Origin of the sequence: Pseudomonas sp. Z003-0.4C(8344-21) (genome assembly GCF_900104975.1) — a bacterium.
Classification (GTDB): domain Bacteria; phylum Pseudomonadota; class Gammaproteobacteria; order Pseudomonadales; family Pseudomonadaceae; genus Aquipseudomonas; species Aquipseudomonas granadensis.
Genome location: NZ_LT629756.1, coordinates 5,752,348 through 5,767,586, shown reverse-complemented (window position 1 = coordinate 5,767,586; position 15,239 = coordinate 5,752,348). Strand labels below are relative to the sequence as shown.

At 58.6% G+C, this 15,239-nt stretch carries 10 protein-coding genes; 9 read left to right on the top strand and 1 reads right to left on the bottom strand.

Annotated elements, in window-relative coordinates; genetic code table 11:
• The first annotated feature begins 265 nt into the window (after nucleotides 1-265).
• Together BLU24_RS25955 and BLU24_RS25950 are read left to right on the top strand one after the other, a co-directional pair.
• On the top strand, nucleotides 266-1,252 hold the full coding sequence (locus BLU24_RS25955; RefSeq protein ID WP_093105394.1) for a hypothetical protein: 987 nt from the start codon (nucleotides 266-268) through the stop codon (nucleotides 1,250-1,252).
• Nucleotides 1,253-1,333: 81 nt separating this feature from the next.
• Complete coding sequence (locus tag BLU24_RS25950) at nucleotides 1,334-6,058, top strand: RHS repeat domain-containing protein (RefSeq protein ID WP_093105389.1); 4,725 nt, start codon at nucleotides 1,334-1,336, stop codon at nucleotides 6,056-6,058.
• Between the two features lie 46 nt (nucleotides 6,059-6,104).
• Here the strand turns inward: BLU24_RS25950 and queG are convergent, their stop codons facing one another.
• Complete coding sequence (queG, locus tag BLU24_RS25945) at nucleotides 6,105-7,217, bottom strand: tRNA epoxyqueuosine(34) reductase QueG (RefSeq protein ID WP_093105385.1); 1,113 nt, start codon at nucleotides 7,215-7,217, stop codon at nucleotides 6,105-6,107.
• 63 nt (nucleotides 7,218-7,280) lie between these two features.
• Between queG and BLU24_RS25940 the strand changes: the two genes are divergently transcribed.
• The 7 genes from BLU24_RS25940 to hflX all read left to right on the top strand — a co-directional run bounded on the left by BLU24_RS25940 (nucleotide 7,281) and on the right by hflX (nucleotide 15,220).
• On the top strand, nucleotides 7,281-8,780 hold the full coding sequence (locus BLU24_RS25940; RefSeq protein ID WP_093105381.1) for an NAD(P)H-hydrate dehydratase: 1,500 nt from the start codon (nucleotides 7,281-7,283) through the stop codon (nucleotides 8,778-8,780).
• Complete coding sequence (tsaE, locus tag BLU24_RS25935; protein WP_007967425.1) at nucleotides 8,768-9,238, top strand: tRNA (adenosine(37)-N6)-threonylcarbamoyltransferase complex ATPase subunit type 1 TsaE; 471 nt, start codon at nucleotides 8,768-8,770, stop codon at nucleotides 9,236-9,238. Before BLU24_RS25940 ends, tsaE begins: the two co-directional genes overlap by 13 nt.
• A gap of 51 nt (nucleotides 9,239-9,289) precedes the next feature.
• Nucleotides 9,290-10,669 (top strand): N-acetylmuramoyl-L-alanine amidase, encoded by a 1,380-nt coding sequence (locus BLU24_RS25930; protein WP_394505899.1) that lies wholly within the window; start codon nucleotides 9,290-9,292, stop codon nucleotides 10,667-10,669.
• Nucleotides 10,666-12,573, top strand: a complete 1,908-nt coding sequence (gene mutL, locus BLU24_RS25925; RefSeq protein WP_090280761.1) for a DNA mismatch repair endonuclease MutL — start codon at nucleotides 10,666-10,668, stop codon at nucleotides 12,571-12,573. Before BLU24_RS25930 ends, mutL begins: the two co-directional genes overlap by 4 nt.
• Entirely contained in the window at nucleotides 12,573-13,544 is a 972-nt protein-coding gene (gene miaA / locus BLU24_RS25920; protein WP_093105377.1) for a tRNA (adenosine(37)-N6)-dimethylallyltransferase MiaA, read from the top strand. Before mutL ends, miaA begins: the two co-directional genes overlap by 1 nt.
• 95 nt (nucleotides 13,545-13,639) lie before the next feature.
• Complete coding sequence (gene hfq, locus BLU24_RS25915) at nucleotides 13,640-13,906, top strand: RNA chaperone Hfq (protein ID WP_090280768.1); 267 nt, start codon at nucleotides 13,640-13,642, stop codon at nucleotides 13,904-13,906.
• Between the two features lie 12 nt (nucleotides 13,907-13,918).
• Nucleotides 13,919-15,220 (top strand): ribosome rescue GTPase HflX, encoded by a 1,302-nt coding sequence (hflX, locus tag BLU24_RS25910; protein ID WP_090280771.1) that lies wholly within the window; start codon nucleotides 13,919-13,921, stop codon nucleotides 15,218-15,220.
• Nucleotides 15,221-15,239: the final 19 nt, after the last annotated feature.

Here is a 15,239-nt window from a genome sequence, read left to right as displayed (position 1 = left end):
CTGATTCGGTACGCTTGAATTCAGGAGGGGAGAGTGAGCCTCGAGAACCGAAATCAAAGGGGCAGGAATGGCGTTGTTGAATTCTGTATCGTAAGTTTCGCGATTTTTAGATCCATAAGCTTTTGTAAATGTTGTTGGTGGTGATGTTGAGTTATTACCTGATCACAATTTGTCGAATGTCGCGGCTGTTCTTATTTAAATCGAGCCTCAATACTTTGCTGAGTCCCTAAAGGATCAAATCTATCCGTCAGCAAGGTGGTGTTAAATGTTTGATGATCAAATTGGTATTTCCCGTATCGAGGTGAAACTCGACTCCACACGTTCAGGCCAGCACAAAGTGCTTTATGCCAACGGTCGGATGCAGGTGCGTGTATTGGTGCTTCTGCACGGCGTCGATAACAATGGCGACGGCGCGTCGCTGTACGGGCATCCCGGCTTGCAATCACTGCGATTGATTGCCTATAACGGCGCGCGGCCGCTGGAGGGAGACTGGAGTGTATCGCTTCAAGAGAATCGTTATGCTCACGAAATGTCGGGTGGGCAAACGCGCCTGACAGAAGTTCCGCGCAGCACGGACCACCGGATAAGCGACCCCTCTGATCCGGTACAGATCTTTCAGTTCTGGGTGTCGGCTTCCAGACCTGGAATCATGGAAGTGGCTGCCGAGATTTCCATGGATGGCGTGGTATTGCGAAGTAACGGAATCGGTTTTGACAGCAGTGTTACGCTGGAGGCGATCCCGCCGAAGAAATTTACCCAGAGCAGTTTTTCTCTTCATAAGTACGGCACGTTCAGCGAAAGGGTGTACGAGGAGCGAATTCAATATTTTCATCTCGGACTTCACGCTGATGGCCGTCAGATCAACTTGCTTGATTGGTACAGTAATGCCATAGCGCTTAATCCGTATGATGCTGAAGATGCGGTAATGGTGTACTCGTCAGGTACGATCAATCACAACAGTGGCGGCGGCAGAAGTTTTTATGGTTATCTGGCGCCGATCTATGGGCGATCGGCCTCGGTCAAGACTCCTCTCGGTTATATCACTTTTCCGATTAACGATGTTCCGGGGGTATTGACCCTCGTGCAGCGCACTACGCTTCAGACAGAGGAAAAGCCGGGCAACGACGGTGCGTTTGAACTTGCAGTTATTGATGAGTTCGGTTCGGAGCACTGGATTGCTATTGATGGTGATATAGAACAGCGGACTTTCATTTTGGGTGAATCGAAGCGGTCAACAAAGCAGTTTTCCTGATTTTCAGGTGTGTGGTCAGCGATTGTCAGCTGATCAACGTGATCTGCCATATCTACATCTGAAATAACGGAGATTTTTTCTATGGAAAGTAATTCATCTTCCGCTGTTCAATCAAACGCTTTCAACTTCGGTGAGTTTGTTTCCGGAGGCGTTGATCCCCGCACGGGCATGTACACGTGCGCCTTTTCGTTGGGGAAATTGCATTCGGCAGATCTCAATGGTCCTGAGCTTGCACTTTCGCTGGGCTTCAATCCGCTCAATCAGGCGGATGCCGGCTTCGGCATTGGCTGGTCTTTGACCATGACCAGTTACGACGTGCTCAGCAAAGTCATGACGCTGTCCAGCGGCGAGCGCTATAAAGCCGTAGAAACGCCTGGCAGTCTGCACTTCAAGGAAATGAAACTGCAAACGGCAAAGGTTCTGGTGACCGGACCAGGACGCTATGAAGTTCGATACAAGGATGGTCGGCGTGAACTGCTCAAAGTTCTGGCTGGCACTCAAGTCGCCGTAGCGGAAAAAATAATAGCGGCGAACGGTGTGAGCATCACGTTGAAGCACGAGTTGTTCAACCGGTTTCCCAGGTTGAGCGAAGTCCGTGACGCCAAGCGATGCCTGCTGAAAATTACCCGCAATGCAGGTCAGGTAACATTGACCCGGCACCCCGATACTTCTTCCAGTTCCGCCTACAAATTGATTTTGAGGAACGCTCGGGTAACGTCAATCGAGCTTCCGGTCGGTAAAGGTTGGGAGCTGGAATATGAAGTCATCGATGAAGCCAGCTATCTGTACCGCGTCGTCAACCCATTGCGTGGCGTGGAAATCATTCGCTACAAGCGACAAGGTCATCGTTTCGTAAGTGATGGGGAAAAGACGCTGCCGTTTGTCATTGCTCACGATGCTTACCCTGGGCGCGGCCAACCCAGACTCTGCAAGACATACACGTACTCCGACCATAACTTCCTTGGGCAGGGCCTCCTCCCGGCCAAGGGTAATGACCTGGACCCTCTCTACCTGGCGCCCGGCCACTATGTCTACACCTCGGACGAGCACTTGTTGGTAAAAGGCAAAGTACATACGCGCATTAAACGCACCTACAACAAATTCCACCTGTTGGTGGCTGAAGTCACAACCTGTGGCGATGCCCAGGTCGCCACCGCTACCGAGTATCACTGCTCGGTCACCAAGCCTTTCAATGAGCAGGTGGCTCAGTTCCGCATGCCGAAAGTCCATACAGTGACTCACCTTGATCGGCTCACCCAACAACAGCGTGTGGAAACCACCGTCACCGAGTTTGACCAAGAAGGCAATTTGCTCAAGCACGTCGAGCCAAGTGGAGTGACGACCACGACAGAATTTTATCCGGCAAGTGGTGGCGATGATTGCCCGGAAGATCCGCTGGGTTTTTCCAGATTCCCTAAAAAGAAGACGGTCACCGCTGCGGCGTCGGATGATGCTGCGACAGTCACGTATTACGACTATGCCCTGCATCCCGCGCTGGAAGGCGCGGAATTGGCCTTCGTGTTACCGGTCGGGGAGCGTTTTTTTGAAGTGGTGGACGGTGTTGAGGTATTACGTTCGAAAACCGAACACAGTTATCTGAACTCCCCAAAGGACCCCCTCAAACACGGGGCCACGAAAGAGCAAAGTTTCACCCGCAATGATAAAAAAACCTCTACCGCATTTTCCTATGAGCTTGAGGGCGACGGATTGCGGGTCAAATCCAGCACGCGCGGGTTTGACGATGCACTGCAGATCAGTGAAAAGGTGCTCTCGACGCTAACCGGGGTGCAAGTGTCGCAAGTCGGTGTCGACGGCGAGCACATCGGGTATGAGTACGATGCGATCGGCCGGGTAGTGCGCAAAACGGTTGCGCCCGGCACGCCCTATGAGGCCGCTACGCAATTCGCCTATCTGGCCGCCAGTCTGGTGCAGCCGGCGACGGTGGTGACCACCGATCCCGCCGGCGGCGAACAGCGGGTGACTTATGACGGTCTGGAGCGGGTGATCACCGTTCAGGAAAAGGACTGCGACCATCCAGACAAGGACGGGCTCATCCACACTCGCACGCTTTATTGCGCCCTGCATGATGCAGTGGGGCACAAGGTGCAAGTGACATTGACCGATTGGCGTGATGGCAAGGCCTGTCCGGTCAGCACCCGCTACGAATACGATTCCTGGGGTCAGGTCAGAAAGACGCTGCATGCCGATGGCCGAATTGAACACAGCGAGGTGGATCCGGTTCTTCGCCAGCAAACCAGTTGGCTGCAGGGAATGGGCAAGACCATCACTCTCGTCAATGACTTCGGTAAACCGACTAGTGTTGAAGGCTTCAATCTGAAGAACAAGAGTCTGGGCAAAACCGTTTACGCCTACGACGGATTCGGCCGCACAACCAGCGAGACAGATCCTGTCGGCAATACCACTCGATATGAGTACGACGTTTTTGACCGGATAATCCGCACTGTCCTGCCGGATGCCAGTGAGGTGGTTACTGATTACGCCGAGCACAGCGACGAACAGTTAGCGATCGGCATCAAGGTCGATGACAAAACATTGGGGCAACAAACGTATGACGGTTTGAGTCGTTTGATCCAAAGTACCGTGGGCGGACGAAAGTCCGAGGCAGGTTATGAGGCGGGCTTCACTCAACCTCAGTGGTACAAGACGGCTGATGGCAAAAAAACCGAATTCACCTATTTGCGCGATTTGGGCGGTTTGCTGACGGAGCGCAAGGCAGGGGAACTGGTCACCACCCTGACTTATGACCCCGTCAGTGGCAATCCCTTGAGCTGTACCGAAAGCGGCAGGCAACGCAGTTTTAGCTATTACCCTTCCGGGCGTCTCAAGTCCGAAACGACGACCTTCGGCGATATCACGAGAGCAGCGTCCAGTACCTGGTCCCTGCATGGGCGGCCGATCACCCATGTCGATGTACTCGGAACCGAAAGCACATCCGCGTACGACGCGCACGGTCGCCTGCTGGCCACCACGCAGGGTTCGTTGAAAACCGAATTCCACTACGACATCCAGACCGGGATGCTCGGCTGGACGAAAACCGAAGACACATCGATCAAGCGTCAGATGATCACCCGGTTTGCCTATGACGATATCGGTCGAGAAGTCCGCCGTACATTCGAGATCCAGGGCCAGCCTGACCAGACGCTGGAATCGACTTACACGCTTGCGGGCAAACTGGCGCAGAAGGTGTCCAGGCGCGGCACGCAACTATTGTGTGATGAGCAATTCACCTACGATGTGCGCGGGCGTCTGAGCCAGTACGACTGTGCCGGTACTCAAAAGCCACACGATCCGTATGGCAAGGAAATTGTTCAGCAGAAATTCACCTTCGATGCACTGGATAACATTCTTGCCGTGCAGACCAAGTTCCCGCTGGGCGTGAATCTGACGACTTTCAGTTATGACAATCCAGATCCCGTACAGCTCAGCGCCGTCAAACATTCCCATGTCGACTATCCGCCGGCCGTGACGCTGGAATACGACGCCAACGGCAGGATGATCAAGGACGATCAGGCGCGAACTCTGGCCTATGACGCGTTCGGACGTCTTGAGCAATTATCCGGCACAGGGGAATCAGTCATTCGTGGCTACCATTACGACGGTTTCGACGATCTGGTTGAACTGTCGCAACCTGACAAGGTAACTACGCAGCGTTACTACTATGCCGGCCGGGTCGCCAATGAGGTGAGTGGTGAGGATTCATCCATTGTCGTGCGTCACGGTGGCGCGCTTGTAGGGCAACAGCAACTCGGCTTGAACGCCGGAGCGCAGCTGTTTGGCACCGATCAGCAGCAAAGCGTGCTGGCGACGCTGGGCAAGGAACAGCTCACCGATTGCGCCTACAGCCCTTACGGCCATCGTCCTGCCGAGGGTGGCTTGTTCAGCCTCGCGGCGTTCAACGGCGAGCAGCTGGATCCGGTGACCGGGCTTTATTTGCTGGGTAACGGTTACAGGGCCTACAGTCCGACACTGATGCGTTTTCTCGCCCCCGACAGCATGAGTCCGTTTGGCGCGGGCGGATTGAATGCCTACAGTTATTGCCTGGGCGACCCTGTCAATCGTGTCGACCCGACCGGGCATATCTCCTGGCAATCAATATTGGGCATCGGGGCGAGTATTCTCGGGATTGTTGCCAGCGTGTTGACGATGGGCGCGGCGACGCCATGGGCAGTGGCGGCGTTGGGGCTGGCGGTTGCTTCAGGCCTGGCGAGTATTGCCAGCGAGGTGGTCAATGAGCTGGCACCGGATTCTCAAGCAGGCGAGATATTGGGCTGGATCAGTTTCGGTCTTGGCCTGGCTTCGCTCGGTGCAGGTCTGGCGGCGGGTGCAAAAGCTGCGGTGAATGCTGGCAGGAAACTGGCAGGCGCCTTCAAGCAAGGGCTGAGTGGTAAAGGTGCGGGCAAAAGTTTTGCCAATGGAAAAGGCGCCAAGGCTGCGCAAAAGGCAAAAACTGCGAAAGCCAGTGCGGTGGCAGAGGAAGAGGTCGAAACGAAATGGACGCTGGTCAGGCCCAAAGACAAGCTGAACTATCTCAGGATAGAGGCGCGTGAAGCCTCGTTGGCCAGAGCAGAGCAATTCATGAGCCATATCGAGGAGGGAAACTCGCCGACATCGGCTGCCGCGCTCATTCACGCTGAATATACGCCAATGAAAGGTCCATCCAGTTCAACGTCAAAGTCGATGCATCTTTATTTGTCGAAGGGCGATCGCGTGTATCTGACGGAAAATGCCAAAGACCGGATTGCCACCATTAAACAGCTGGGTGGCCACTATAACGAAAAAAAATAGGCATAAGTCGTCCAATCAGATAGCCCCAAGTGTGAGGCCGAGGACCTCACTGTCCCGGCCAGGATTTGGGCATTGTACTTGTCCGTTCTGCGTGAACACGTCGGGCGTGCTGTTCCAGCGCCCACTCCACATGCTCTCTAACCAACTCTGACGGATAATCCCGTCGCGCCTTCAACGCTTCCAGCACCGGGATCGTTGAAGGCGCATTGCCCAGCCCCACCGCCAGATTGCGCAACCAGCGCTCATACCCCGCCCGCCGCAACGGCGAACCTTCAGTGCTGCTCAAGAACTTCTCTTCATCCCACAAAAAAAGCTCAGCCAGTTCGGCATTGTCGAGATTGTGACGTGGCTTGAAATCGCTTTCCCCGGAAGGCTTGGCGAAACGGTTCCACGGGCAGACGATCTGGCAGTCATCACAGCCGAACACGCGATTGCCAATCAACGGCCGCAGCTCTTCGGGGATGGCGGATTTCAGTTCGATGGTCAGATAGGAAATGCAGCGCCGTGCGTCCAGCACGTACGGGCCGACGAAGGCGTTGGTCGGGCAGATATCCAGGCACGCAGTGCAACGGCCACAGTGCTCGGTGCTGTGCGGTTCATCCACCGGCAACGGCAGATCGACGAACAATTCGCTCAGGAAGAAGTAGCTGCCAGCCTTGCGATTCAACACTAGGGTGTTCTTGCCAATCCAGCCCAGCCCGGCCTGTTCGGCGATGGCTTTTTCCAGCACCGGCGCGCTGTCGACGAACGCACGAAAACCGAACGGGCCGATTTCGGCCTGAATTTTGTCAGCTAATTGTTGAACACGTTTACGGATCAATTTGTGGTAATCGCGGCCCAAGGCATAACGCGACACGTAAGCTTTTTCCGGTTGCGCCAGACGTTTGGCCATTTCGGTATCGCCCGGCAGGTAGTCCATGCGCAGCGAGACCACGCGCAAAGTCCCCGGCACCAGTTCCTCGGGATGCGAGCGTTTGCTGCCATGGGCGCCCATGTAGTCCATTTCGCCGTGGTAGCCGGCCGCGAGCCAGCGCTCGAGGTGCTGCTCATGCTCGGCGAGGTTCAGGCCGCTGATGCCGACTTGCTGAAAGCCCAGCTCGCGCCCCCAGTCCTTGATGGATTGGGCGAGGGCGGGCAGGTCTGTGGTGATGGCGGACATGAGGCGAGAGAAACCGGAGCTGAGGTGCGTATAATTCTGCCAGACATCGGAGCCCGAAGACGCATGCCGCAGACGAAAGATGAATTACCCGACGCACTGTACGGCGCCGCCCAGGTACGTGAGCTCGACGCGCGGCTGATTGCCGCCGGCACGCCGGGCATCGAATTGATGCAGCGCGCGGCCCGGGCGACCTGGCGCGCGCTGGTGCGGCAATGGCCGGACGCGAACGAACTGACAGTGCTGGCCGGGCATGGCAACAATGCCGGCGACGGTTACCTGATTGCCGTTCTGGCGTTGCGCGCTGGTTGGGCTGTGCGCGTGCTGGCGGTGGGCGATCCGCAGCGCTTGCAAGGGGATGCGGCGCTTGCTCATGCCGAGGCACTGGCCGTCGGTGTTGATGTGCAGCGCTGGGCTGTTGAGCGCGAGCTGCGTGGCGTTGTCGTCGATGCCTTGCTGGGCACAGGTTTGAACGGCGAGGTGCGCGAGCCTTACGTGGCTGCGATCAGCGCTATCAACGCCAGCGGTCTGCCGGTAACGGCGGTCGATATCCCTTCCGGACTCTGCGCCGACACCGGGCGCACCCTGGGTGTCGCGGTACGCGCTGATCTGACGGTGACGTTTATCGCTCTCAAGGTCGGCCTGTTCACTGGCGATGCCGCCGATCACATAGGTGAGCTGGTTTTCAATGATCTGCAGGCCAGCGCCGACATTTATAGTGACATTGCTGTCCGCGCCCGACGCCTCAGCCCGTCTAATCTTCCGCTGCCAGCCCCGCGCGCACCGACGGCGCACAAGGGCCGCTTTGGCCATGTGCTGCTGATCGGTGGCGATCACGGGTTTGGCGGGGCGATCCTGCTGAGTACGGAAGCGGCCCTGCGCAGCGGCGCGGGCATGGTGTCGCTGGCGACGCGTCCCGAGCACGTTCCGGCTGCGCTGACCCGGGTGCCTGAAGCCATGGCCCTCGGCACCTCGTCGGCCAATCAGTTGATGGGCCTGCTGGAAAAGGTCTCGACGCTGGTCGTCGGTCCCGGGCTGGGGCAGGCCAGTTGGGGGTGCGCGTTGTTGTCTGCGGCGGCCAACGCACCCTTGCCACAGGTATGGGATGCTGATGCGTTGAACCTGCTGGCCCGCGTTTTCGTTCAATTGCCCAAGGATTGCGTGATCACCCCGCATCCGGGTGAGGCGGCGCGGTTGTTGGGCGTCAGCACTGCCGACGTGCAGGCGGATCGTCCGACGGCGACGCTTGAATTGAGCAAAAAATATACAGCAGTGGTGGTGTTGAAAGGCGCAGGCAGCCTGATCGCGCATCCCGACGGGCGTCTGGCGCTGTGTCATCAAGGCCATCCGGCAATGGCCACGGGCGGCCTCGGCGATGTGCTGGCCGGTTTGATCGGCGCACTGCTGGCGCAGGGCATGCAGGCTTTCGATGCCGCAAGCCTCGCCGTGTGGCTGCATGCCAATGCCGGCTTGCAACAAGGCAAATTCGGCCGTGGGCTGGCGGCCAGTGATCTGATTCCAGCCATTCGTCAGTTGTTGGAGGAGCAAGCACCGTGTCTGAAGTAACCCTGTACCTGGCCGATGAACAGGCGATGAGCGACTTTGGCGCACGGATCGCCCGCGTCACCCAGGGCCATGGCCTGATTTTTCTTGAAGGCAACCTGGGCATGGGCAAAACCACGCTCTCGCGTGGCATCATTCGCGGGCTTGGGCATGTCGGCGCGGTAAAAAGTCCGACCTTCACCTTGGTTGAGCCCTACGAGATCGGTGACGTTCGTGCCTTCCACTTCGACCTGTACCGACTGGTCGATCCGGAAGAGCTGGAGTTTCTCGGTATCCGTGACTACTTCGAAGACGATGCGCTGTGCCTGATCGAGTGGCCCGATAAAGGTGCAGGCTTTTTGCCAAAGCCTGACCTGACCATTACCATTAGCCCGCAAGACAGCGGGCGTTCGCTGAAAATTTTGTCCCAGGGCTCGCGTGGCGAGGCCTGGTGTGCCGCTTTGGCATTGGAATCCAATTAAATGATGGGGTTTGGTATGCGCTTTCGCGCGTTGGTGGCTGCCGCTGGACTGATGTTGATGGCAGTAACCGTCAACGCTGTGGCCGATTCAAAGGTCAACAGCGTGCGCCTGTGGCGGGCGCCGGACAACACGCGACTGGTCTTCGACTTGAGCGGCCCGGTACAGCACAGCGTATTTACTCTGACTGCACCGGACCGTTTGGTCATCGACATCAATGGTGCCACTCTCGGTGCACCCTTGAATGTACAGACCGCCAACACGCCGATCACCGCCATGCGCTCGGCCCAGCGCACGCCCACCGATCTGCGGGTGGTCATCGACCTGAAGAAAGCCGTCACCCCGAAAAGCTTCTCGCTGGCGCCGAACGCACAGTATGGCAACCGGCTGGTGGTCGACCTGTTCGACAACCCGGCCGATGCCGCGCCGCCTCCTGCGCCAACGCCTTCGGTGGCAACCGTGCCGGCAGTGCCGGTGACCCCGACGGAACCGGCAATCAAACTGCCGCCAGCCCCGGCCGGCAAGCGCGACATCATTGTGGTGATCGACGCCGGCCACGGCGGTGAAGACCCCGGTGCCTCCGGCTCGCGCGGCCAGCGTGAAAAAGACGTGGTGCTGCAGATCGCTCGCGAATTGCAGCGTCAGGTCAACGGCATGAAAGGCTTCCGTGCCGAGCTGACGCGTACCGGCGACTACTTCATTCCGTTGCGTGGGCGTACCGAAATCGCCCGCAAGAAGGGCGCTGACCTGTTCGTCTCGATTCACGCCGACGCCGCGCCATCCGCTGCAGCGTTTGGTGCTTCGGTATTTGCACTGTCCGATCGCGGCGCTACGTCGGAAACCGCCCGTTGGCTGGCCGACAGCGAAAACCGTTCCGACCTGATCGGTGGTGCCGGCAACGTCAGCCTGGATGACAAGGACCGCATGCTCGCCGGCGTGCTGCTCGACCTGTCGATGACGGCCTCGCTGACCTCCAGTCTCAACGTCGGCCAGAAAGTTCTGACCAACATCGGCCGCGTTACGCCGCTGCACAAACAGCGCGTGGAACAGGCGGGGTTCATGGTACTGAAATCGCCGGACATCCCATCGATTCTGGTCGAAACCGGTTTTATCTCCAACGCCAACGAGGCCAACAAGCTCTCGGCATCGAGCCACCAGCAAGCGCTGGCCCGCTCGATCAGCAGCGGCGTGCGCCAGTTCTTCCAGCAGAACCCGCCGCCGGGCACCTACATCGCCTGGCTGCGTGATTCCGGCAAGATCGCCCAAGGCCCGCGCGATCACCGCGTCGGCCCCGGTGAGACGCTGGCGATGATCGGCGTGCGCTATCAAGTGTCGCCGGCGACGCTGCGTGCGGCGAACAACCTGAAAACCGATGAGCTGAAAGTCGGCCAGCACCTGACCATTCCCGGCACTGAACTGGCGTCGAAAGAATGAATCAGGTACTGAACAGCGCCCGCATCGAACTGCTCAGCCCGCGGCTGGCGAACCAGATTGCCGCCGGTGAGGTGGTTGAGCGTCCGGCCTCGGTAATCAAGGAGTTGCTGGAAAACAGCCTCGATTCCGGCGCCAAGCGTATCGATGTCGATGTCGAGCAGGGCGGCGTCAAGTTGCTGCGGGTGCGTGACGACGGTAACGGCATTTCCGCCGACGACCTGCCGCTGGCGCTGGCCCGTCACGCCACCAGCAAGATTCGCAACCTCGAAGACCTCGAGCAGGTCATGAGCCTGGGTTTTCGCGGCGAGGCGCTGGCGTCGATCAGCTCCGTGGCGCGCCTGACCCTGACCTCGCGCACCCGCGACGCCGATCAGGCCTGGCAGGTCGAGACCGAGGGCCGCGACATGGCGCCCCGCGTGCAACCGGCCGCGCACCCGGTCGGCACCTCGGTGGAAGTCCGCGACCTGTTTTTCAACACCCCGGCGCGGCGCAAATTCCTCAAGACCGAAAAAACCGAATTCGATCACCTGCAAGAGGTGATCAAGCGTCTGGCGCTGGCGCGTTTCGACGTGGCCTTCCATCTGCGCCACAACGGCAAAACCATCCTCAGCCTGCACGAGGCCCACGATGATGCGGCCCGCGCCCGGCGGGTGGCGGCTATCTGCGGCTCGGGTTTCCTTGAGCAGGCGCTGCCGATCGAGATCGAACGCAATGGCTTGCACCTGTGGGGCTGGGTCGGTTTGCCAACGTTCAACCGCAGTCAGGCGGACTTGCAGTATTTCTTTGTGAATGGCCGCGCGGTGCGCGACAAACTGGTCGCCCACGCGGTGCGCCAGGCCTATCGCGACGTGCTGTTCAATGGTCGCCATCCGACGTTCGCGCTGTTTTTCGAAGTGGATCCGGCGGCGGTCGACGTCAACGTGCACCCGACCAAACACGAAGTGCGCTTTCGCGACGGGCGCATGGTCCATGACTTCCTGTATGGCACCTTGCACCGTGCGTTGGGCGACGTGCGTCCGGAAGACCAGTTGGCCGGCTCCGTGACCACGGCCATCGTGCGACCCAGCGGAATCGAGGCGGGCGAATTTGGCCCGCAAGGCGAAATGCGACTTGCCGCGAATGCGTTGCTCGAGCAGCCGCAGGCGCAACCGGCGTTCAATACCTCGTCCGGTGCCAGTGCTGGCGGCGCTTATCAGTATCAGTACACGCCACGCCCGCAGTCGGCCCTGCCCGCTGCCGAGGCTCAAGCCGCTTACAAAGAATTTTTCGCGCCGCTGCCCGAGGCCAATGCCAGCGCGCTACCGACCGGCCAGGAAGATATTCCGCCGCTCGGCTATGCGCTGGCGCAGCTCAAGGGCATCTACATTCTTTCCGAGAACGCCCATGGCCTGGTGCTGGTGGACATGCATGCTGCCCATGAGCGGATCATGTACGAACGCCTGAAGATCGCTATGGCCAGTGAAGGCCTGAGCGGTCAGCCGTTGCTGGTGCCGGAGTCGCTGGCCGTGAGTCAGCGCGAAGCCGATTGCGCCGAAGAGCATGCCGCGTGGTTCCAGCGGCTTGGCTTCGAATTGCAGCGGCTGGGCCCCGAGACCCTGGCGATCCGGCAGATTCCGGCGTTGCTCAAGCAGGCCGAGGCCAACCGTTTGGTCGGTGACGTGCTGTCGGACCTGATGGAATACGGCACCAGCGACCGCATTCAGGCGCACCTCAACGAATTGCTTGGCACCATGGCCTGCCACGGCGCGATTCGCGCCAACCGGCGCCTGGCCCTGCCGGAAATGAACGGCCTGCTGCGTGATATGGAAAACACCGAGCGCAGCGGTCAATGCAACCATGGCCGACCGACCTGGACCCAACTGGGTCTGGACGATCTGGACAAACTGTTCCTGCGCGGTCGTTGATGAGCCAGCTTCCTCCAGCGATTTTCCTGATGGGCCCGACCGCTGCGGGCAAGACCGACCTGGCCATCGAGCTGACCAAAGTGCTGCCGTGCGAGCTGATCAGTGTCGATTCGGCGCTGGTCTATCGCGGCATGGACATCGGCACCGCCAAGCCTTCAAGAGCGCTCTTGGCCGAACATCCGCACCGCTTGATCGACATTCTTGATCCGGCCGAAGCTTATTCGGCTGCGGATTTTCGCCGCGATGCCCTGCCAGCCATGGCCGACATCACCGCACGCGGCAAAATTCCGCTTCTGGTGGGCGGCACCATGCTCTATTACAAGGCTTTGGTCGAAGGTCTGGCCGACATGCCCGCCGCCGATCCCGAGGTCCGCGCGCAGATCGAAGAAGAGGCCGCGCGCCTTGGCTGGCAGGCCCTGCACGATCAATTGGCAATCATCGACCCGGTGTCGGCGGCGCGGATTCATCCGAACGATCCGCAGCGCCTGAGTCGCGCCCTCGAAGTTTATCGCGTCAGCGGTCGCAGCATGACTGACCTGCGTCAGCAACAATCTGCGCAAAGTACCGAAGCAGCCGCTTCGGGACTGCAACAATTGCCCTATACTGTCGCGAACCTGGCCATTGCCCCGGCAGATCGCCAGGTACTGCATGAACGCATCAAACAAAGATTCACAAATATGTTGGAACAGGGATTCATCGACGAGGTCGTAGCCCTGCGTAATAGAAGTGACCTGCATGCCGGGTTGCCGTCTATACGTGCGGTAGGCTATCGCCAAGTCTGGGACTACCTGGATGGCAAGCTGACGTTGGCCGAAATGCAGGAGCGCGGCATCATCGCCACGCGCCAATTGGCCAAACGCCAGTTCACCTGGCTGCGCAGCTGGGAAGATTTACACTGGCTGGACAGTCTTGATTGCGACAATCTGCCACGCGCCTTGAAATACCTTGGGACCATCTCCATATTGAGCTGAGTCCTTGCAATTGCCGTCTATCCTTGGGGGTGTGGCGGCCAAAGCCATCTGAATTACCTATTTTTTATTATTGAATCCTTAAAGGAGTGCGGCACATGTCAAAAGGGCATTCGCTACAAGACCCTTACCTGAATACTTTACGTAAAGAGAAAGTCGGGGTTTCCATATACCTGGTCAACGGTATCAAACTGCAAGGCACGATCGAGTCGTTCGACCAATTCGTGATCCTGCTGAAGAACACCGTCAGCCAGATGGTTTACAAACACGCTATCTCGACCGTAGTGCCGGTTCGTCCGATTCGTCTGCCTAGCGCAACCGAAAACGAACAGGGCGACGCAGAGCCAGCTCCGGGTAACGCCTGATAGGAGTCTCCTTTGTTCTTTGAGCGCCACGGTGGTGGTGAACGAGTGATCCTCGTTCACTTGGATGGACAGGACCCTGAGGCGCGCGAAGATCCGCAGGAGTTTCAGGAGTTGGCTAATTCGGCCGGCGCCGAGACCGTTGCGTTTTTTAACGTGCCGCGTCATCGGCCAACCGCCAAATACCTGATTGGCAGCGGCAAGGTCGAAGAGCTACGCGACCTGGTCAAGGCTGAAGAAGCCGATCTGGTGATTTTCAATCACGTCCTCACGCCCAGCCAGGAACGCAACCTCGAACGTGTTTTCGAGTGTCGCGTGATCGACCGCACCGGTCTGATTCTCGATATTTTCGCCCAACGCGCCCGTACCCATGAAGGCAAGCTCCAGGTCGAACTGGCCCAGCTTGACCACATGAGCACCCGGCTGGTCCGCGGCTGGACGCACCTTGAGCGTCAGGGTGGCGGCATCGGCATGCGCGGTCCGGGTGAAACCCAGCTCGAAACCGACCGGCGTCTGCTGCGGGTGCGCCTGCGTCAGATCAAGGGGCGGCTGGAGAAGGTGCGCAGCCAGCGCGAGCAATCGCGTCGCGGCCGTTCGCGGGCAGAGATTCCGACCGTATCGCTGGTCGGCTATACCAACGCCGGCAAGTCCACGCTGTTCAACAACGTGACGAAATCCGAGGTCTATGCGGCTGACCAGTTGTTCGCCACGCTCGACCCGACCCTGCGTCGTCTGGATCTGGATGACCTGGGGCCGATTGTCCTGGCCGATACGGTAGGTTTCATTCGGCACTTGCCGCACAAGCTGGTTGAAGCATTTCGGTCTACCCTCGAAGAGTCGAGCAACTCGGACTTGCTGTTGCACGTCATCGACGCAGCGGAGCCGGATCGCATGTTGCAGATCGAGCAGGTGATGGTGGTGCTGGGCGAGATTGGTGCCCAGGACTTGCCGATCCTCGAGGTCTATAACAAACTCGATTTGCTCGAGGGTGTCGAGCCGCAAATCCAGCGCGACGAAGACGGCAAGCCCCAGCGGGTCTGGTTGTCGGCACGTGATGGCAGCGGTCTGGAATTGCTCGAACAGGCGATTGCCGAATTGCTCGGCAGTGATCTGTTTGTCGGTACCTTGCGTTTGCCGCAACGCTTCGCGCGACTGCGTGCGCAGTTTTTCGAACTCGGCGCGGTGCAGAAAGAAGAGCACGACGAAGAAGGTGTCAGTCTGCTGACCGTTCGTTTGCCCCGGATCGAGTTGAATCGACTGGTAAGCCGCGAAGGATTGCAGCCGATGGAATTCATCGAGCAACACACTTTGCAATAAAAGCCTGAAAAAGCGGTTG

Bases quoted from the DNA above. Each gene is read 5' to 3' on its own strand.
- BLU24_RS25955 (WP_093105394.1), top strand. From the start codon at position 266: ATGTTTGATGATCAAATTGGTATTTCCCGTATCGAGGTGAAACTCGAC.
- BLU24_RS25950 (WP_093105389.1), top strand. From the start codon at position 1,334: ATGGAAAGTAATTCATCTTCCGCTGTTCAATCAAACGCTTTCAACTTC.
- queG (WP_093105385.1), bottom strand. From the start codon at position 7,217: ATGTCCGCCATCACCACAGACCTGCCCGCCCTCGCCCAATCCATCAAG.
- BLU24_RS25940 (WP_093105381.1), top strand. From the start codon at position 7,281: ATGCCGCAGACGAAAGATGAATTACCCGACGCACTGTACGGCGCCGCC.
- BLU24_RS25930 (WP_394505899.1), top strand. From the start codon at position 9,290: ATGTTGATGGCAGTAACCGTCAACGCTGTGGCCGATTCAAAGGTCAAC.
- mutL (WP_090280761.1), top strand. From the start codon at position 10,666: ATGAATCAGGTACTGAACAGCGCCCGCATCGAACTGCTCAGCCCGCGG.
- miaA (WP_093105377.1), top strand. From the start codon at position 12,573: ATGAGCCAGCTTCCTCCAGCGATTTTCCTGATGGGCCCGACCGCTGCG.
- hfq (WP_090280768.1), top strand. From the start codon at position 13,640: ATGTCAAAAGGGCATTCGCTACAAGACCCTTACCTGAATACTTTACGT.